Origin of the sequence: Mucilaginibacter sabulilitoris, from assembly GCF_034262375.1 — a bacterium.
GTDB lineage: Bacteria > Bacteroidota > Bacteroidia > Sphingobacteriales > Sphingobacteriaceae > Mucilaginibacter > Mucilaginibacter sabulilitoris.
Map to the genome: position 1 here is coordinate 317,973 of NZ_CP139558.1, position 19,762 is coordinate 337,734.

Genomic DNA, 19,762 nt, shown 5'->3' on the forward strand with positions numbered 1-19,762 from the left:
ACCTCCCTTTTTGTTAAATAGGTATAAGTAGGGCCATATTAAAACCCGTACGCTACGCGGATACCGATCAGGTTAACTTTGCTTTGATCAAAGTTTGATGCAAATTTAGTAGTGGCTTCGTAACGAATGCCCGCATCAATAAAGTTACCGTTTGCACTAACCGGGAACTGAACACCTACTTGCGGAGCCCATACAAACGCGGTTGATTTATTAGCGCCAACGTCAGATTTGTTTAGCAAGAAAGCAGCACCGGCTTCGCCCTGAACATAAAAGTTTTCGATAGGGAAGTATTTTAAACCAGCTTTAACCGGAATAAGGTGAAAATCGGTAGGGTTTGAAGGAATATCATTTTTAGCAAATACGTTATTATATCCTGCGTTAACAGTAACAAATAACTGGTTTGATAATACCGGGATATCGGCCTGTACCGAACCACCTAAGTTCCATTTGTAGTTATCTTTAAAATCGCCAAGTGCAATGCCTGCATCAACACCAATGCTGTAACGGATGCCGTCTTTAGTAGTAGTAGAAGTGGTTGTAGGGGTAGTTGTTTGTGCTTTAGCGCCAAATGCAAGACCTGCAAAAGCTAAAGCAAGAGCTGAAATTTTTAATGTATTTTTCATAACAATTGTGTGTTTTTGATATATGTTTTATAAACACAATGCAAAGTAAAGCACATAAACATATATCATTTTTCATCCAAAAGTCATGAATGTTTAATCGATTGATTAACAGTAATTTATTTTTTGACCAATTTGGTATATTGGTCAGACAAGTGTAAAATGAGCGAAGATTTAACTTTTTAATGTCAAAATTAACATGAATTTAACATGACATTAGGCGCTAAAAACAGCGCCTAATTGAATCCATTTTAGTTGAATTTGGTTCTTTTTAACAAAAAAAGCCGCGAAAACGGTGTTTTTCGACGGCTTTTACGTTCAAATCGGTTATTGCCCTTTAAACTCAGGTTTCCGTTTGTTAAGAAAAGCATCCACGCCTTCTTTAAAATCTTGCGTTCCAAAACATTTACCGAATTCATCAATTTCGGTTTGAAAACCATCTACCCCATCAGCACATCCGGCATTCACCGAGCGGATGGCAGAGGCTAATGCCAGCGGTGCCCGTTGCAGTATTTTTTGCAGTATCTCTTCGGCGGTAGTCAGCAGATCTTCGGGGCAAACCACGTGGGTCACCAGGCCGTATTGGTGCGCTACTACCGCGGTTATCATATCGGCAGTGAGTATCATTTCCAATGCCTTACCCTTACCTATCAGCTGTGCAAGTCGCTGGGTACCGCCGTAGCCGGGTATCAGGCCCAGGGTTACTTCGGGCAAACCCATTTTAGCAGTTTCTGAAGCAAGGCGGATATGGCAGGCCATAGCCAGCTCTAAACCGCCGCCCAGGGCAAAGCCATTAATGGCGGCAATTACCGGTTTGTTACCATTGGCAATTAAATCAAATACGCGGGCGTGCCCTTCGCGCGCCAGGGCAGTACCCTGGGCAACGTCAAAGCTGGCAAACTCGCTGATGTCGGCCCCGGCAACAAATGCTTTTGGCCCCGCGCCGGTTATGATAATGCCCCCAACAGCCGGGTTACTGAACGCCTCTGAAAAGGCAATATGCAGTTCGGAAAGGGTATCTTTATTGAGCGCATTAAGTTTGCTTTCTCGGTTGATGATAATATATTGTATGCGCTCCTTATTTTCTATTAACAGATTTTGATAGTCCATTGGTGGTTCCGTTTAAAAATTACGGTGCTCGTGCACCCAGTTTGTAATATAGGTAACAATGTCTTGCGTGTTAGTCCCCGGCGGAAAAAGCTCGCCTACACCCAACTGTTTCAGGGCCAGCATATCTTCATGCGGAATAATACCGCCGCCGGTAAGCAGCACATCATCCATTTGTTTTTCCCTGATGAGGTTAATGATGCGTGGAAAAACGGTCATGTGAGCGCCGGACAATATAGATATGCCTATAGCATCCACATCTTCCTGCAGGGCGGTGTTTACTACCATTTCGGGGGTTTGGCGTAAGCCTGTATAAATTACTTCCATGCCCGCATCGCGCAGCGAGGTAGCAATAATGCGCGCTCCGCGGTCGTGCCCGTCAAGCCCTACTTTGGCAACTAAAACGCGGATGGGTCGGTTAAAGGTATTACTCATGTAAACCGTTATTGGTTACGGTAAAAGTAATAAGAAAGGGGGAATAATATCTAATAATGAATTTTGAATAGCCAATATCGAATGTTTTCCTTACGATTCGCTATTCTTTATTGGATGTTCGATGTTCGGTATTGACCCTAATAATCAGGCGGCCTGTTAACAATATAAAATTTTCACTTCATTCAAGAGATAGTTTCTCCCCTCCGGTCGAAATGACGGGCTGGTGAAGCAATTATCGGAGCTCCATATCAGTTTTAAGATACCTCACTACTGCTTCTTAAGCCGATAGATATAATTATACATATTACCCTTTTCACCAGTATCAAACTATCGCTTTTGGTGGTTAATGTGTATTTACCGGCAAGCACCAGGCCCGAGTCAAAATCGGCAGTGTGTGCAAGGCTATCTGTAAAAGTTATCTCCTTATTATTAACTATATAGCTGCCATAGCTATTGGCATGAAAGTGCGTGTTGATAGATGTATTGTAGGTTTTATCTGTTATAACCAGTTGAGCATCGGTTTCTGCAGCGCCGGGGCTGGTGCTGTATAGTTTACCTATATAAGTACCTTTAAGGTTTATAGGTATTGCCTTCTCTTTTTTACAGGCAGCTAAGCTCAATAGGATCAACAACGTTACTAACAGGGATTGTGCTTTCATAATAATAATGGTTTAATCGGTTTACATTATATTACGGCAGGTTTTATGAATACGCTACAGTAGCTTTTAGCTTTACCATAGTAATTTATACCCTTACCTATACCATATAGTATAATTGCTCCCCCCTTACCGTTTTACAATCAAGCCCTGCTCCGCTATCCATTTATCATATTCAATTGTTGTGGCAACACTTTTTGCAAAGTCCCTGCCACGTAATTTTTCAACCAAATGCAGCGCGCCATCCATCCCAGCCGAAATACCGGCGGTTGTGATCACATTGCCATTATCTACAAACCTTACATTGGCCATAACTTTGGTTTTCGGAAGAAGCTGCCGTAAGTTATCAATCTGTGTATGATAAGTGGTTGCCGTAAGGTTATCTAAAATTCCGGCTCTTCCTAAAGTAAACGCACCTGTACATACCGATAAATAATACTGTGTGTGAGGTTTCTGGGCCTTTATCCATGATAATACTTCGCCATCAATAGTACGCGAGCCGGTTTCGCCTCCAAAAACTACCAGCACATCGGCAGGGGGCGCGTTATCTATAGCGTAATCGGGTATAATAGATAAAATGCCCTGCGACCGGATTGGCTCTTTGGTTTTGGAAACCGTAAATACTTTGAAACCTGCGGCGCTGAAAATTTCCATAGGGCCGGCAAAGTCCAATACCTCAACTCCGTTTTGCAGATAAAAACAAATAGTTACTGGTTTAAGACTGAGTTGTTTTTTCAAATCGCCGGATGTTGTTTTAACCAGCTTCATGCCGCAATGCGGACAAGTACCTGGTTTATCAAATTGCAGTTTATCACAATCGCTGTTGCAGGGAGGGCAAACGTAAACAATAGGATTTTTAGCTGCCGGCGACTGCGCGGATATCGTAGATATGGCAAATACAAACAGCAAAAAAGCTAAAAGAAAACCAGATTTTTTCATAGCAATAAGGGTTATTATAAGGTTACTTTTTTACTTATAAAGTATTAGCCTTTAGAATAAAAACAGGTTGTTTTGTTACGAAATATGTGCGTTAATTATTGTTGTATAACAAGCATCATCGCACAGCCAGTCTGAAGACTACAGTACTTTCGTCCTACATCAAAAAGCAAGTTGGTTACCCAAACCAGATTAATTCTCCCCTATAAAAGGTTGCACCTCTACTCCGGTTTTATAAAAGCCAGCCAGTTCGTTCATATCCCTGTAATGGTATGTTTTATTCTTTATCCGTTCAACTACCTCGGGTTTAGATTCCATGATCTTACTCATCACCGCTATAAAATCCTTTTTTTTCATTTCGGTGAGGTTGTCCGGATTTTCGCCATAGTAATAGGTTTTTTTGAACTCTTAAATCCTACTGCCAGCGTAACAACTCCCGCCGGGCCGATGGGACTCATTGGACTTGTTATTGTATAAACAAAAAGAAATAATTTTACAGGCCCATCAACAATGACCTTTAGAAGAGGTGCTTTTTTTACTATTTCTGCATGGCTTACCACGAAACTATCCCGGGTAACGCTATCCCGGTTAATTACAATTGCCCGTATGCTAAAAATGTCATATTCGTCCCGTTTGCTCTTTCTATCCTTTTTATAGTCAAACGTGTTAACTCCGGTATAACTGGCAAACAGACCTGTAAATTTGTGATTGTTTTTGTCATAATAACAACCGGCCTTCCATCGGTTTTCTAATATAGACTGGGCTTTCAAAGAAAAACCGGATACTAAAAAACATAGAAGTAATAAAAGTTTAGACATAAGGTTTGGGTTAAAAATTTCACAAATGTATCATTTTTTATAAACGGGAATTTGAGAAATCATTCATACGCATCCCCATCCCCGCTATTCGAAACCTCCGCCTTAAAATAACTATGCCTGTGTTTGCTATACTACCTAACTTTCCCATCCGCCCCAAATAAATTTTTTAAATTTGCCTTTCTATGATAATCAGTGCGGCAACTCCATTTACTTTACTCGGGCAAAACCTATCCCTGCTCCCTCAAAAAGCACTTTACTGGGAACAGCAAAAAGCGCTGATTGTAGCCGACATGCATTTTGGCAAGGTTGGGCATTTCCGTAAAGCCGGTATCGCGGTGCCCCGCGATATGGAGCAAAGCGATCTGGCTACCCTGAGCGACCTGATACATGAATACAAGCCCGAAAAGCTCTTGTTCCTGGGCGATTTGTTTCACAGCGACATGAATAATGATTGGGATTGGTTTATCCTTTGGCGCAGCCAATTCCCCGGTCTGCAGATCATCCTGATCCGTGGCAACCATGATATTATTGCCGATAGCCACTACCAAAACCTGAATATCGAACTGCATAACGAACTGCTTATCGGGCCCTTCCTGATGCTGCACCACCCCTTGTCAGATACCGGCCTGCAAAACGCGAGCGGCTATGTTTTTTGCGGGCACATTCACCCCGGTGTTAGCCTGAGCGGGCGGGGGAGGCAATCTATAACCCTACCGTGTTTTGCCTTCGGCAGTGAGCAGGCGATACTACCGTCGTTCGGAAAATTCACCGGAAAGGTTGCTATCCGCAGTCAAAAAACCGACCGGATATTCGCGGTTTTAAAAGATAAGGTGCTCGTTATTGACTAATTACGGGTTAACTTATAGCTAAGCGGACTGTAATTCCTATGTAATTTCTTAGATTGATTCTAAATAGCCATTTCACGGGCAATAAGCCAATTGCATTTCTATCTTTTGGCTTTTAATAAATACTTTTGCCTAAAATAAATCTATTTCATAATGAGCGAATTTAAACAAACCTTTAACTCATCGCTGGGAAAAAAGCTGATCATGGCTTTAACAGGCTTGTTTTTGTGTACATTTATTATTGTACACGTTGGAGGTAACCTGTTGCTGTTTAGCAACGACAATGGCTTTGGCTTTAATGTTTATGCCAATTTTTTAACACATTTTCCACCTATCGAGGTTGTTGCGTGGATCTTGTACCTGTGTATAGCAATACATGCATTATACGGCCTTATTTTAACTATTAAGAACCGTAAGTCAAGACCTGTAGGTTATGCAATTCAGCCAAAAGCTGATGCATCATGGTCATCAAAAAACATGGGGTTATTAGGTTCAATCCTGTTTTTATTTATCGTAATACACATGGGCGACTTTTGGTACAAGTATAAATATACTAACGCTGTTGCTTTTAAGGAGTACCGTACTGACCTGGCAACCGGTCAAACAACTGTATCGGATTATACACCTGCTTCTGCCGACTTTAACCATTCTGTTTCTACCGAAAATAATGTGGAAATAGTAAGGGTAAAAGATTTGCATGCACGTGTAGCCCATAGCTTCAGCAATGTATGGTATGTACTATTATATGTAATAGCAATGGGCGCTTTATCATTCCACCTGCTGCATGGCTTTCAGAGTGCTTTCCGCACACTGGGTTGGGTACATCGTAAGTACACACCTATTGTATATGCTGTAGGCACCTGGTTTTTCGCAGTTATTATCCCGGTTGCTTTTGCGCTAATGCCGTTGTATTACTTTTTTTTCTACAAAGGTTAAGTTGAATTAATAGTTGATCAAGATGAAACGGGCTGATTAAAAGCCGGCCCTTCACTAAAATATAAATTGTATAAACATGAGTTTAGATGCTAAAATTCCTCAAGGCCCATTAGCCGAAAAATGGAGCAAGCATAAATTTAACCTGAAGCTGGTTAACCCGGCCAACAAGCGTAAATATGATATTATTATTGTAGGTACGGGTTTGGCAGGAGCTTCGGCCGCGGCTACACTGGCCGAGCTGGGTTATAACGTAAAATCTTTTTGCTTTCAGGATAGCCCCCGCCGTGCGCACTCTATTGCTGCACAGGGTGGTATAAACGCTGCAAAAAATTACCAGAACGACGGCGACAGCGTTTACCGTCTGTTTTATGACACTATTAAAGGCGGCGATTACCGCGCCCGCGAAGGCAATGTTCACCGCCTGGCCGAAGTGTCGGTAAATATTATTGACCAGTGCGTTGCGCAGGGTGTTCCATTCGCGCGCGAATATGGCGGCTTACTTGATAACCGCTCATTTGGTGGTGCCCAGGTGTCCCGTACGTTTTACGCCCGCGGTCAAACTGGACAACAATTATTATTAGGCGCGTACTCGGCACTTAACCGCCAGATACACGCCGGCAAAGTAAAAATGTACACTCGCACCGAAATGCTTGATGTGGTTACCGTTGATGGCCATGCCAAAGGTATTGTTACCCGTAACATGCTCACCGGCGCCATTGAAACCCATGCAGGGCACGCGGTATTATTATGTACAGGTGGTTACAGCAACGTATTTTACCTGTCAACCAACGCCATCGGTTCAAACGTTACGGCTGCCTGGAGGGCCCACAAACGTGGCGCGTTCTTTGGCAATCCTTGCTATACTCAAATTCACCCAACCTGTATCCCGGTAAGCGGCGATCACCAGTCGAAGCTTACACTGATGTCTGAATCGTTACGTAACGACGGACGTGTTTGGGCACCAAAAACAAAGGAAATTGCCGAGCAACTGCGTAAGGGCACTATTAAAGCAAATGAGGTTAAGGAAGACGATCGCGATTACTTCCTGGAACGTAAATATCCGGCCTTTGGTAACCTTGTTCCGCGCGACGTGGCTTCACGTAATGCCAAGGAAATGGTTGAAGACGGCCGAGGTGTAGGTACTTCTGGATTTGCCGTATTCCTTGACTTTGCCGATGCTATTAAACGCCTGGGCGAAGAAACCGTTGCGGCTAAATATGGCAACTTGTTTGATATGTATATCCAGATCACCAACGAGAATCCATACAAGCAGCCAATGCGTATCTATCCAGCTGTTCACTATACCATGGGTGGCCTTTGGGTTGATTATAACTTGAGCACCAATGTACCGGGCTTATATGCTTTGGGCGAGTGTAACTTCAGCGACCATGGCGCTAACCGTTTAGGTGCTTCTGCCTTGATGCAGGGCTTGTCTGACGGTTACTTTGTAATTCCTTATACACTGGGTGATTATCTGGCTACCATCGGCCCTAAAAAGGTTGATACCAGCCACCCTGCTTTTGAGCAAACTAAAAAAGACGTATTAGAGTACATCAATAAACTACTTGCTTTAAAAGGCAATAAAACAGTTAACGAATACCATCGCGACCTTGGTCATATTATGTGGGAGTACTGCGGAATGGCGCGTACAGAGGAAGGCCTGAAAAAAGCTAAAGGCCTGATTCAGGAACTAAAAGCCGATTTCTGGAAGAATGCTATCGTAACAGGCGAAAACGAAGAAGTAAACGCTTCGTTAGAAAGGGCCGGTCGTGTAGCCGACTTTATTGAGCTGGGCGAACTGATGGTTGATGACGCGCTGATGCGCCGCGAATCATGCGGAGGTCACTTCAGGGTAGAATCGCAAACAGAAAGTGGCGAGGCCTTACGCGATGATGAAAACTTTGCTTTTGTTGCAGCCTGGGAATTTAAAGGCGAAAACCAACCCGAAGTATTGCACAAAGAGCAGCTTGTATTTGAATCGGTACATTTAACACAAAGGAATTACGCGTAGATAGTGAATGGTTGATTGGGTTGATTAAGTTAGATTGGTTTCCTTATCCGACAAAAACAACTCACTTAAGCAACCAGTCACCCAATTAACAAAATAACGATATCTCAAATCTAATAAAAGATGAGTAACGGAAATATGAACCTGACGCTTAAAGTATGGCGTCAAAAAAACGCTCAGACAGCGGGGAAATTTGTGACATATAAGGCCGAAAATATTTCGCCCGACATGTCATTCCTGGAAATGCTTGACGTTGTTAACGAAAGCTTAACCCACAAAGGCGATGAGCCTATCCATTTTGATCATGATTGCCGCGAAGGTATTTGCGGTATGTGCTCATTATATATTAACGGCCACCCGCACGGACCAAAACGCGCCGTTACTACCTGCCAGCTGCACATGCGTACTTTTCATGATGGCGAAACCATCACCATTGAACCTTGGCGCGCGTCAGCATTCCCGGTAATTAAAGACCTGGCGGTTGACCGCTCCGCGTTCGACCGTATCCAGCAGGCTGGTGGTTATGTGTCGGTAAATACCGGTGGTGTACCCGATGGTAATGCCATTCCCATCCCTAAGGTAATTGCCGACGAGGCCTTTAACTCTGCTACCTGTATAGGCTGCGGCGCCTGCGTTGCGGCATGTAAAAACGCATCGGCCATGCTTTTTGTATCGGCTAAAATAACCCAGCTGGGCTTATTGCCGCAAGGTCAGCCAGAGCGCTACCGTCGTGTACAATCAATGGTAACACAAATGGACGAAGAAGGATTTGGCAGCTGTACCAACACCGGCGCCTGCGAAGCAGAATGCCCGAAAGAAATTAAGCTTACCAACATCGCCCGCATGAACAATGACTATTTCAGCGCAAAACTGTTCCGTCAGGAAGAAATTCATGAAGAACAACATGGTGGTTAATTGTCGATTAACCATTTATCTTTCAACAAAAAAGCTTTGGAGAACTCCAAAGCTTTTTTGTTGAAAGAACAATATTACGCTCCTCGCCACTTGTCATCCCGAGGTACGAAGGATCTGTTGGCGAACTATGCAAACTGTAGAATAGATGCTTCACTATGTTCAGCATGACAATCCTTTTTTTATCAAGTTCTCATAGTTCCTATCCCAGCTTCATGTTCACCGGATCCCACTTAATAACCTTATTTTCAAAATAGCTGTCGTTACAAGCCAGGCAGGGGGCTGCGGCGCGGAAACCGAATACGGCATCTTCAACTACCGGTTTTCCTGTACGCATGGAATCAAAAAAGTTGGCAAAATGCTCGTTTGAATCATTGTAACCTTCGGGTTCGTGGTAAATAACATCATCCATTTTAGGTGCCTGCTGATCGGCTGCGGAGTACTTTTTATTGTACTCCTCCACAATGGCCTTTTGCATAGCTTCCGGATAAGTATCAAATGAATCCCATCCGCCATAACCCGGCGCTACCGGCATTTTACGTTTACGAATAGTAAAACCTCCGCCATCGCTCATGTCAATAACCCCTTCAGAACCCACAATTTTGGTTGTGGAGCGCTCACCCTCGCCGCTTACAAAATTAACCCGCAGGGTAGTCTGGAAAGCCGGATGTTCGGGTGATTCGGGATAGGAGATCACCGCGCTCATTACATCGGGCACATTGCGCCCATCCTTCCAGTAGTCGAGGTCGCCAATTGAAAATATTTTGTTGGGTCCTTTCGAGCCGGTTATAAAGTGGATGCCTGTAAGCAGGTGTACAAACAGATCACCGGCTACACCCGTGCCATATTCGCGGTAATTGCGCCACCTGAAAAAGCGATTACTGTCATAATCGTGCTTTGCCTTGCTATTGGCCTGAAACTGATCCCAATCTACTGTTTGTACAGAGGCATCAAGAGGGATAGTATACTGCCACGCGCCTAAAGCGCTTTGCCTGCTGAATGATGCTTCAATAGAGTTTATTTTCCCTATAGCGCCCGCCTGGTATAACTCCCGTGCCTTTTTAAAAGCAATGCTGCTTACACGCTGGCTGCCCACCTGGAACACCGCTTTGGTTTCCCGTTGCGCCTTTATTTCCTTAAGCCCCTCGCTGATGTGGTGCACCATTGGCTTTTCGCTGTAAACGGCTTTGCCGCTGTGCATCGCGTCAATGGATATTGGAACATGCCAGTTGTCGCTGGTGGCAACTATAACCGCGTCGATATCCTTACGGCTTAAAATTTCCTTATAATTCCCTGTAGTAAATATATTTGGCCCATACAATTCTTTAACACGGTCAAGACGGCCTTTATACAGATCGCAGCAAGCCACCAGTTCCACCCCGGGAACACTGAGCGCAGCGCGGGTATCATTAAAACCCATAATGCCCATACCAATGGTGGCTATCCTTATCTTATCATTTGAGCTGATGCGTTTTTCGGCCTGTAATATTCGCCGTTCATGCTCTTCCTTAGCGGCCAGGCTGGTAAGCGATGCCGAGGTGAGGATAACCGAGGTGCCAAATTGCTTTAAAAATTTTCTTCTGTCAGTTGCCATAGGTAAAAATGTTTAGGTCCGGTAAATGATTAATTGGTTTAATACTATCGGGTATATTCTGCAGGCGCAGGTACGGGATGTATTTATATGCAATATAAAAGAACAAAATTTAGTCTGCAACTTTTTAATATTATTTAAAAAGTTTAATTTGCGTAACGTTTCCAATAAACCATTAACCCTTCTGTATGAAAAAATTATCCTTATTGCTCTGCTGCTGCATAGCGCACTTTTTATCCTACGGCCAGGTTGCCCAAAGCGGCTTGTCTATCATTCCCGAACCGGTAAAGGTTACACGCCTGGCTGGTCAATTTGTACTGCCCAAAAAAGTGCTTATTGAGGCTGGCACCCAGCCAGAACTGTCACCGGTAAAAAACTATCTTCAAAAAAAGCTGTCGACAGCTCCGGGCTCATTAGTTACCATAAAAAGCGTTGCGCCGCTGGCATCTATCAGGCTCATCCTGAATAAAACTGCGGATACCGTGATAGGTAGCGAAGGATATAAATTATCAGTAAAAGCAAAAAAGATAGTGATAAGGGCTAATGAAGCCGCCGGTTTATTTTATGGCGTACAAACGCTTATGCAATTACTGCCTGCCGATATTGAAAGCGCGGAACTGGTTAAAAACGTAAAGTGGACGGTGCCTGCCGTTGACATTACCGACTACCCAAGGTTTGGCTGGCGGGGACTAATGTTTGACGTAGCGCGCCACTTTTTCACTAAAGATGAGGTAAAGCAATACATAGATGCCATGGTGAAGTACAAATTTAACCTGCTGCACCTGCACCTGACCGACGATGAAGGCTGGCGCGTTGAAATTAAGAGCCTGCCAAAATTAACTACGGTTGGCGCCTATAATGTAAAAAAGATTGGCCAGTTTGGTACGTTTACCCCTCCGGCGGCAGATGAACCACGCAACTATGGCGGTTTTTATACCCAGGATGATATCAAAGAACTGGTACAGTATGCTCAGGACAGGTTTGTTAATATACTACCTGAGATTGATGTTCCCGGACACAGCCTTGCGGCAGTTGTTGCCTATCCTGAACTTTCCTGCACACCTGGCGCCGATAAATATGTGGTTAACTCCGGCGAACCATTTATGGACTGGACCGGCCCGCATAACAAAGCTATTGTTGATAACACGCTATGCCCTGCTAATGAAAATGTTTATGCTTTTTTAGATAAGGTAGTAACCGAAGTTGCCCAGCTGTTCCCTTTCCCTTACATACATTTGGGTGGCGATGAGTGCGCCAAGAATTTCTGGGAGCAAAGCGACGCCATTAAAGCGCTCATGACTAAAGAAAACCTGAAAACCCAACAGGAGGTTCAAAGCTATTTTGAGAAACGTTTGGAAAAGATAGTGGAATCAAAAGGCAAAAAATTCATGGGCTGGGATGAGATCATTGAAGGCGGCCTGGGCCCGAATGCCGCGGTTATGAGCTGGAGAGGTATTAAGGGAGGAATAGAGGCTGCCAAAATGGGCCACGAAGTGGTTATGAGCCCTACAACCTTTGCTTATCTTGACTACATGCAAAGCGACCGCGTAAATGAAACCCGCATTTATGCCACGCTGCGTTTAAGCAAATCATACGAGTTTGAACCTGTACCCGATAGCGTTGACGCTAAACTGATTAAAGGCGGGCAGGCTAATTTATGGACCGAACAGGTTTATAACCTGCGCCAGGCCGAATATATGACCTGGCCACGGGGTATGGCTATAGCCGAATCGGTATGGTCGCCGAAGGAAAAGAAAAGCTGGCCATACTTTTTTGGCAAGGTTGAAAAACAGTTCGACCGCTTTAATGCCGCCGAAATTAAGTACGCGCCAAGTGTTTATGATCCATCATTCAGCGCGATACGCAACGCCGATGGCACGCTGAAAATAACGCTGGCCAACGAGGTTGACGGACTGGATACTTACTACAGTTTTGACAATTCGTTCCCCGATAGGTTCTATCCAAAATACAGCGAGCCAATTGACGCTCCCAAAGATGCTACCACATTACGGGTAATTACCTACAGGGGCAAAAAACCTATAGGCCGTATGGTTACCATGCCGCTTTCTGACTTGGCGAGCAGGATTAAATAATTAGCTTACTTAAGCAATAAAAAAGGCGTCAATTAATTGACGCCTTTTTGCTTTTAATTCAGTTGCTTTTAAGACTTACGAAATTTTAAAAACTTCGTAAGTCTGCATATTCGTAAGTCTTTATATCTAATAAAGTAATTTTTGTCATCCTGAGGAACGAAGGATCTATTAATAAGCTATGCCCGTGGCAAAATAGAGACTTCACTTCGTTCAGTATGACAATTTTTTTAAGAGGATGGAGGATTTATTTTAAAGCAGCTCCAATTTCCCCAGCTCTTTTTCAAGCTGCTCTGAAGAAGTAAAATGAATGCTTTTGATACCTACTTTTTCGGCAGCTACGATGTTTCGGTAATTGTCGTCGATAAACAAGGCTTCCTGCGGATTTACCTCATACCGGTCAAGCAATATCTGGTAAAACTCCGGGGTTGGCTTCCGCATTTTTTCGGTGCCCGAAACCACAATACCGTCAAACCAGTTCAGAAATTCATAACGCTTTACAGCTACCGGAAATGTCTCGGCCGACCAATTGGTGAGGGCGTATATTTTGTATTTACCGCTTGCTTTCAGCCTGCGGAACAGCTCCACCGTGCCATGAAAAGGCTCGCCCAGCATTTCTTCCCAACGACCATAAAATGCACGGATATTGGCCTCATGTTCGGGGAATTGAGCTACTAACAGCTTTGTGCCTTCCTGCAGTGAGCGACCGGCATCTTGTTCCTCATTCCAATCGGAGGTGCAAACCGTAGCCAGGAAGTTTTGCATTTCCTGCTCATCACTAAATATAGTACGGTACATGTAATGCGGGTTCCAGTCAATCAAAACCGCGCCCAGATCGAAAATTATGGTGTTGATCATTTCTTTTTGCCTGTTTCAACAATTTTAGTACCGGTTACTACCGAATCTTTGCTCAGGTAAAGCACCAGGTTCTTTCTATAATTTGAAGAACCTGGTTCAACATTACGTACAATTTCGTAATACATGCTTACGGAATCAACTCCCTGCGGACGGTGCAGTAAAGCAATCACGTGGTAGTATTTCATCCCTTTAAGCTTCTGGCTCTTGAGCAGATCATCCAGCATCTGGTTACGGTTAGGAAAAGTTAACCCGTCACCGGCATTCCATTTATCCCTGTCGAACTTTACGCCCCTATTGCAGGCTGTAAAAAGAATAAGGATCAGGCCAAGTATAAAAACTGTGTTTCTGTTAAGCATTGAATTACATTTCACAAATCAAATATCCCTTAAATTTCTCAATTTTATCAGGGCTTTTTCCATTCATTAATAGTTATACTATTGACGATGGAATCTTTGTTAAAACCGATTAATAGATTTTTTGTGTAAACAGGATCTATATCGTTGCCGAAATCCATTACTATCTGATAATAAATACCTGCTGAATCTTCGCTCTGCCCTTGAGGTATACCCAATAAATTTATTAACTGTTTATAATTCAGTCCTTTTAGTCTATGGTTTTTAACAAGATCGTCAACTACATTATTACGCTGTGGATAGTCCCAGTCTTCTTTATCATTCCACTTTTGCTTATCGAAAGATTGCTTAAATACAACGCTATGGCAGCCTTGAACAACCAGTGAAATTAATAAAGAAAATAAGAGCCCTTTCCCTATCGTCATTTATTCAGCATTCAATAAATAAGTTTTAAACGCATCAAAATCTTTACTCAGCGGCACCGCCAGTTTTGTTTTTGACGCCAGTTCCTTCACCTGCTCCGGTATTTCAATTTTGGCAGTCATCTCTTCATCAAAAACATCCGGGAACTTACAAGGATGCGCTGTTGACAGGAACACACCCGCGGTATCGGCACTGGCATGATCATGCTGGTAATCTGTAAGCGCCTGCCAGGCTATTGCGGTATGCGGGCAAACCACATATCCATAAGTATCAAAAACCCAGTTAATAGCTTTTACAGTTTCGTCGTCGTTATATTTAAAACCAATTACCAGTTTTTTAAGCTCGTCCATATCCTGTTTAAACATATCCGCAATACGTACCCAGTTGCTCGGGTTACCCACGTCCATCGCATTTGAAAGGGTAGCCACCGATGGCTTTGGCTGATAAACACCGGTTTTCAAAAACTCCGGAACGGTATCATTAACGTTGGTGGCTGCTATAAATTTTTCAACAGGCAAACCCATTTTCCAGGCGAGCAAACCCGCACCAATGTTGCCAAAATTTCCGCTGGGCACTGAGAAGATCACTTTTTTAACACCCTGCCTTAACAACTGTGCATAAGCATTAAAATAGTAAAAGGTTTGAGGTACTAACCGCGCTATATTAATAGAATTGGCCGATGTAAGGCGAAATTTCTGGTTCAGTTCCGTGTCTGTAAAAGCTTGTTTTACCAGCGCCTGGCAGTCGTCAAAGGTACCGTCAACTTCCAGCGCACGGATGTTTTGGCCATTGGTGGTTAGCTGCTGTTCCTGTACGCCGCTTACCTTGCCTTTAGGATATAGAATTGTTACCCGGGTATTGGGCACACCCAAAAAGCCTAAGGCCACTGCTCCACCGGTGTCGCCGCTGGTAGCAACCAGTACATCAAGCTGCTTCTCGCCATCTTCTAAAAAATAGCTCATCACACGACTCATGAAACGGGCGCCAAAATCTTTAAACGCTAACGACGGACCATGAAAAAGTTCCAGTACATGCACATGCTCATCAAGCTTTACAACAGGCGCGGGGAAGTTAATGGCATCATCAATCAACGCTTTCAGATCGGCTTCGGGCATGGCATCACCCAGCAAGTTTTTAGCTACCTTAAAAGCAATTTCGGGCAATGAGTATTTATCCAGATTATTGATAAATTCATCATCTAAACGCGGGATGCTGATAGGCATATATAAGCCTTTATCCTGCGGCATGCTGTTAAAAACCGCGTCTTTAAAAGACACTTGCGATGAGGTGTTATTGGTACTGTAGAGTTTCATTTTTTTATTTCGGATGTCGAAATTTCGATTTCGGATTTATTTAATTTTTAATTTTTCAACTTGTCATGCTGAATGTAGTGAAGCATCTGCTTGGCAATTAGATCCTTCGTCCCTCAGGATGACAAATTGGGCTGTCATGCTGAGCTTGTCGAAGCATAACGGGCAAGCCTCTGCGCAGGCCCTTCGACAGGCTCATGGTGACAACCCCTTTTATTTTAAAGCCCTCTCCCTTTAGGGGAGGGTTGGGTGGGGCTCCTTACCCCAGCACCCTTGGCCCCGCATCATTAATAGTTGATACATAAGCATTGGAGCCTATTTTAAGACCGGTTAAGTGCTGCTGCAGTTTTTGGGTGATCAGGCGGGCCGTTTCCTCATCTTTAGCGAATGCAAAAACCGACGGACCGGAACCTGATATGCCAAAGCTTACCGCGCCCATATTCATAGCCATTTCGCGCATTTTATAAAAATCAGGTATCAGCATAGAGCGTACCGGTTCAACCAGTACATCTTTCATACTGCGGCCGATGAGGTCAATATCCTGCATAAATAAACCACTTACTAAACCGGCTATGTTGCCCCATTGGGTAACCGCGTCTTTCATCTGAATATTTTTGCGGATGATCTGGCGTGCCTCCCGTGTAGGCACATCCACATCGGGGAAAACAATGGCGCACCACAAATCGGCCGGGTGGGGTAGGCGTACCACATCAAGCGGTTCGTAACTGCGTATCAGCACAAAACCACCAAGCAGGGCAGGCGCTACGTTATCGGCATGGCCATGGCCGCAGGCCATTTCTTCGCCTTTCATAGCAAAGGGTAAAAGTTTGGCCGGGTCAGAGTTGTCGCCCAACAGGGTTTTTATTGCAAACAAGCCAGCCACCGTACTGGCCGAGCTGGAACCCAGCCCGCTGCCTATCGGCATTTTTTTATGGAGCTCAATATCCAACCCAACATCAGTACGGCCAACACTTTGCAGGTAATGCTGCACACTCACACTCACTGTATTTTTAGCCGGATCCATCGGCAGGCGACCGTCATCGCCAGTAATTTTGCTTATGCTGATACCCGGTTTATTGGTCATACGCATAATTACTTCATCACCCGGCGCGTTCACAGCAAAGCCCAGTACATCAAACCCGCAAACCACATTGGCAACCGTAGCCGGCGCAAAAACGTGAACGGAACTACCTACAGCCCCCCCACCCCCTAAAGGGGGAACTTCTTGCATGGTGGCTTTTAGATCTTCTATTTTATTATCTCCCATTTTAATATCAAATTATAATTCCCTGTAGGGATTGTACTTATCAAACTATAGTTCCCCCTTCAGGGGGTTAGGGGGCTAATTAGCTCCCAGATTTATTAAATCAGCAAATACACCTGCGGCGGTAACCTCGGCACCTGCACCGGGGCCTTTTACCACCAGCGGGCGTTCCTTGTACCTGTCGGTTGTAAAGGAAATGATGTTATCACTGCCTGATAGCATATAAAAAGGGTGGTTTTCATCAACCATTTGCAGGGTGATGGATACTTTACCATCTTCAAGCTTACCAATGTAACGGAGTACCTTACCGCCTTTTTCGGCCTCGTCTTTTAACCGGGCAAAATGCGCGTCTTCGGTTTTTAGCGTGTCATAAAAATCCTCAACGGATTTAGCTTCCAGGCTGGCTTTAGGCAATACGCTTTCAATTTCAACATCTGCCTCTTCCATCGCATAACCGGCATCGCGGGCAAGGATGAGCATTTTACGCATAAAGTCTTTCCCACTCAAGTCATCGCGCGGATCAGGTTCAGTATAGCCCTTTTCCTGTGCTTCTTTTACCACATCATGAAAGTTGGCATCGCCCTTAAAGTTATTAAAGATGAATGATATAGTACCCGACAGGATAGCCTCAATACGCTGAACCCTGTCGCCGCTATTCATCAGATTTTTAAGGGTATTAATGATTGGCAAACCTGCACCCACGTTGGTTTCATAAAAGAAATCAACACCATGACGGCGCGCGGTATCGCGGAATGTTTTGTATTGCTTATAACTTGCAGAGTTACCTATTTTATTACAAGTGATAACCGAGATATTGGCTTTAAAAACCTTCTCATAAAAATCAACCGGAACAGGGCTGGCGGTATTATCAATAAACACGCAATTAGGCAGGTTCATTTCCTTCATCCTGTCTATAAACATCTGCAGATCGGCAGTGTGCGGCGAGGCCAGCAGATCGTCCTGCCAGGTATCTAAAGATATACCATCGCTGTTGAAGGTCATTTTACGGGTGTTACTGATGCCTGCAATTTTTACCTGTATGCCGTTATTGTCCTTTAAATATTCAGTATGGGCCTTTAACTGGTTAAACAATGTTTTACCGATGTTGCCGGTACCCAGGCAAAACGCGTGCAGGGTTTTGGTAAGCTGCACAAAAAAAGCGTCATGAACGGCATTGAGCGCCTTTGACAGGTCATTGGCCGAGATGATAACCGAAATATTATATTCTGACGAGCCCTGCGCTATCGCTCTTACGTTAACTCCGTTACGGCCCAATGCATGAAACAACTTGCCCGACATGCCCGGCGTTTGCTTCATGTTCTCGCCCACTACGGCTAAGATGGCCAGGTTTTTTTCGATAACTAAGTGCTCCAGCTTTTTGGCCAACAGCTCCAGCTCAAACTCCTGTTCAATTACCCGTTTGGCCCTTTCGGTATCCTGCGGCTGTACCGCAAAGGTAATGCTATGCTCTGATGACGATTGCGTAATGAGTATAATGTTGATCTGCTCCCTTGCCAGTAACGAGAACAGACGGCCGCTAAAGCCCGATTTACCAACCATACCGCTGCCTTCGAGGTTAAGGATACTGATATTATTGATTGAGGATATACCTTTAATGGGCAGGCTTGATGCCTTGCAATCATGGCGGATCACCGTGCCTTCAAATTCAGGCTCAAAAGTATTTTTGATAACGATAGGGATCTTTTTCAGGAAAGCCGGGATCATGGTTGGCGGATAGATCACCTTGGCGCCGAAGTAAGAAAGTTCCATAGCCTCAGTATAGGTAAGCTCGGTTAGCGAGAATGCCTTTTTCACCATACGCGGATCAGCGGTCATCATACCGTTAACATCTGTCCATATCTGAATTTCTTTGGCATTAAGTGCCGCGCCGAATATAGCCGCAGTATAATCGCTGCCACCGCGGCCAAGCGTAGTGATCTGCCCGGCATCGTTACCGGCAATATAGCCGGTCACAATCAGCATTTTATCTTTATTGGCCTCATGCAGGTTACGTATCAGCATCTCGGTCAATTCGGTATTAACCTTGGCATTACCAAAAGCGCTGTCGGTTCTTATCACTTCCGATGCATCAACAAAAAGCACATCCTTAAAATGCTGAGCGGCAATTTTGCTCACCATAATGGTTGAGCAGCGCTCGCCATAGCTTAGCACCTGGTCGCGTGTTTTGGGGGTAAGCTCCCTGAGGGTAAGTACGCCCTGCAACAATTCTTCTAACTGGTTAAAGTGGATTTTTAAACGGGTAAAGGCCGGGTTTTGATTTTGTACATCGAGCAGGCTTTTCACCACGTCAAAATGGCGTTTCTCCAGCTCGGCCAGTGCCGCGGTAAATTCCTTGCCGTTTGCAGCGTCCTCGGCCATTGATGCCAGCAGGTTGGTTACCCCGCCCATGGCAGATAACACAACTACCGGTTTTCCCTGATTTTTTATTTCATCGCTCAGGATGTTTAAAAGAGTTTGGATGCTTGCAACTGATCCTACGGATGTACCGCCAAATTTTAGAACTTTCATTTATGGTTTAGTATCAATATTTATATATTTCCCATTTGGCCTCACCTAAATCCTCTCCAAGAAGAGGACTT

Annotated in this window: 19 protein-coding genes; 5 read left to right on the top strand and 14 right to left on the bottom strand. The window is 44.3% G+C overall.

Annotation, left to right across the window (positions count from 1 at the left end; all coding sequences use genetic code 11):
* Positions 1 to 38: 38 nt before the first annotated feature.
* The 7 genes from SNE25_RS01360 to SNE25_RS01390 all read right to left on the bottom strand — a co-directional run bounded on the left by SNE25_RS01360 (position 39) and on the right by SNE25_RS01390 (position 4,572).
* A complete protein-coding gene (locus SNE25_RS01360) occupies positions 39 to 623 on the bottom strand; it encodes an outer membrane beta-barrel protein (protein ID WP_321563295.1) in 585 nt (194 codons plus the stop codon).
* 324 nt (positions 624 to 947) lie between these two features.
* Positions 948 to 1,730, bottom strand: coding sequence for an enoyl-CoA hydratase/isomerase family protein (locus SNE25_RS01365; RefSeq protein ID WP_321563296.1), 783 nt, complete (start codon positions 1,728 to 1,730; stop codon positions 948 to 950).
* Between the two features lie 12 nt (positions 1,731 to 1,742).
* Positions 1,743 to 2,162 (bottom strand): cobalamin B12-binding domain-containing protein, encoded by a 420-nt coding sequence (locus SNE25_RS01370; RefSeq protein ID WP_321563297.1) that lies wholly within the window; start codon positions 2,160 to 2,162, stop codon positions 1,743 to 1,745.
* 254 nt (positions 2,163 to 2,416) lie between these two features.
* A complete protein-coding gene (locus tag SNE25_RS01375) occupies positions 2,417 to 2,821 on the bottom strand; it encodes a hypothetical protein (RefSeq protein ID WP_321563298.1) in 405 nt (134 codons plus the stop codon).
* A 126-nt stretch (positions 2,822 to 2,947) separates the two neighbouring features.
* Positions 2,948 to 3,757, bottom strand: a complete 810-nt coding sequence (locus SNE25_RS01380; protein WP_321563299.1) for a DJ-1/PfpI family protein — start codon at positions 3,755 to 3,757, stop codon at positions 2,948 to 2,950.
* Positions 3,758 to 3,946: 189 nt separating this feature from the next.
* Positions 3,947 to 4,111 (bottom strand): hypothetical protein, encoded by a 165-nt coding sequence (locus SNE25_RS01385; protein WP_321563300.1) that lies wholly within the window; start codon positions 4,109 to 4,111, stop codon positions 3,947 to 3,949.
* Positions 4,108 to 4,572: a hypothetical protein gene (locus SNE25_RS01390; protein ID WP_321563301.1), complete on the bottom strand. Its 465-nt coding sequence runs from the start codon at positions 4,570 to 4,572 to the stop codon at positions 4,108 to 4,110. The genes SNE25_RS01385 and SNE25_RS01390 overlap by 4 nt, the downstream gene beginning before the upstream one ends.
* A 182-nt stretch (positions 4,573 to 4,754) precedes the next feature.
* Here SNE25_RS01390 and pdeM point away from each other — a divergent pair, with 182 nt between their 5' ends.
* The 4 genes from pdeM (at position 4,755) to SNE25_RS01410 (ending at position 9,276) form a co-directional block, all read left to right on the top strand.
* Positions 4,755 to 5,420, top strand: coding sequence for a ligase-associated DNA damage response endonuclease PdeM (pdeM, locus tag SNE25_RS01395; RefSeq protein WP_321563302.1), 666 nt, complete (start codon positions 4,755 to 4,757; stop codon positions 5,418 to 5,420).
* Positions 5,421 to 5,570: 150 nt separating this feature from the next.
* The gene (locus tag SNE25_RS01400) at positions 5,571 to 6,353 is read left to right on the top strand and encodes a succinate dehydrogenase cytochrome b subunit (RefSeq protein ID WP_321563303.1); all 783 of its coding nucleotides are present in this window, start codon (positions 5,571 to 5,573) and stop codon (positions 6,351 to 6,353) included.
* A 76-nt stretch (positions 6,354 to 6,429) separates the two neighbouring features.
* Complete coding sequence (locus SNE25_RS01405) at positions 6,430 to 8,364, top strand: fumarate reductase/succinate dehydrogenase flavoprotein subunit (protein WP_321563304.1); 1,935 nt, start codon at positions 6,430 to 6,432, stop codon at positions 8,362 to 8,364.
* A gap of 120 nt (positions 8,365 to 8,484) precedes the next feature.
* Complete coding sequence (locus SNE25_RS01410; protein ID WP_321563305.1) at positions 8,485 to 9,276, top strand: succinate dehydrogenase/fumarate reductase iron-sulfur subunit; 792 nt, start codon at positions 8,485 to 8,487, stop codon at positions 9,274 to 9,276.
* Between the two features lie 199 nt (positions 9,277 to 9,475).
* Here SNE25_RS01410 and SNE25_RS01415 read toward each other — a convergent pair whose 3' ends face one another.
* The gene (locus SNE25_RS01415) at positions 9,476 to 10,867 is read right to left on the bottom strand and encodes a Gfo/Idh/MocA family protein (protein ID WP_321563306.1); all 1,392 of its coding nucleotides are present in this window, start codon (positions 10,865 to 10,867) and stop codon (positions 9,476 to 9,478) included.
* A 185-nt stretch (positions 10,868 to 11,052) separates the two neighbouring features.
* On the opposite strand from SNE25_RS01415, the gene SNE25_RS01420 reads away from it, so the two are divergent.
* On the top strand, positions 11,053 to 12,957 hold the full coding sequence (locus SNE25_RS01420; RefSeq protein WP_321563307.1) for a beta-N-acetylhexosaminidase: 1,905 nt from the start codon (positions 11,053 to 11,055) through the stop codon (positions 12,955 to 12,957).
* 249 nt (positions 12,958 to 13,206) lie between these two features.
* On the opposite strand, the gene SNE25_RS01425 is transcribed toward SNE25_RS01420, so the two are convergent.
* From SNE25_RS01425 to thrA, 6 genes are all read right to left on the bottom strand, one after another.
* Positions 13,207 to 13,812: an HAD family hydrolase gene (locus SNE25_RS01425; protein ID WP_321563308.1), complete on the bottom strand. Its 606-nt coding sequence runs from the start codon at positions 13,810 to 13,812 to the stop codon at positions 13,207 to 13,209.
* The gene (locus SNE25_RS01430) at positions 13,809 to 14,168 is read right to left on the bottom strand and encodes a hypothetical protein (RefSeq protein ID WP_321563309.1); all 360 of its coding nucleotides are present in this window, start codon (positions 14,166 to 14,168) and stop codon (positions 13,809 to 13,811) included. Before SNE25_RS01430 ends, SNE25_RS01425 begins: the two co-directional genes overlap by 4 nt.
* Before the next feature lie 47 nt (positions 14,169 to 14,215).
* Entirely contained in the window at positions 14,216 to 14,590 is a 375-nt protein-coding gene (locus SNE25_RS01435; RefSeq protein WP_321563310.1) for a hypothetical protein, read from the bottom strand.
* A complete protein-coding gene (gene thrC / locus SNE25_RS01440; RefSeq protein WP_321563311.1) occupies positions 14,591 to 15,901 on the bottom strand; it encodes a threonine synthase in 1,311 nt (436 codons plus the stop codon). It abuts the gene before it with no gap.
* Positions 15,902 to 16,157: 256 nt separating this feature from the next.
* Positions 16,158 to 17,129: a homoserine kinase gene (locus tag SNE25_RS01445; RefSeq protein ID WP_321566194.1), complete on the bottom strand. Its 972-nt coding sequence runs from the start codon at positions 17,127 to 17,129 to the stop codon at positions 16,158 to 16,160.
* Positions 17,130 to 17,240: 111 nt separating this feature from the next.
* The gene (gene thrA, locus SNE25_RS01450) at positions 17,241 to 19,691 is read right to left on the bottom strand and encodes a bifunctional aspartate kinase/homoserine dehydrogenase I (RefSeq protein ID WP_321563312.1); all 2,451 of its coding nucleotides are present in this window, start codon (positions 19,689 to 19,691) and stop codon (positions 17,241 to 17,243) included.
* Positions 19,692 to 19,762: the final 71 nt, after the last annotated feature.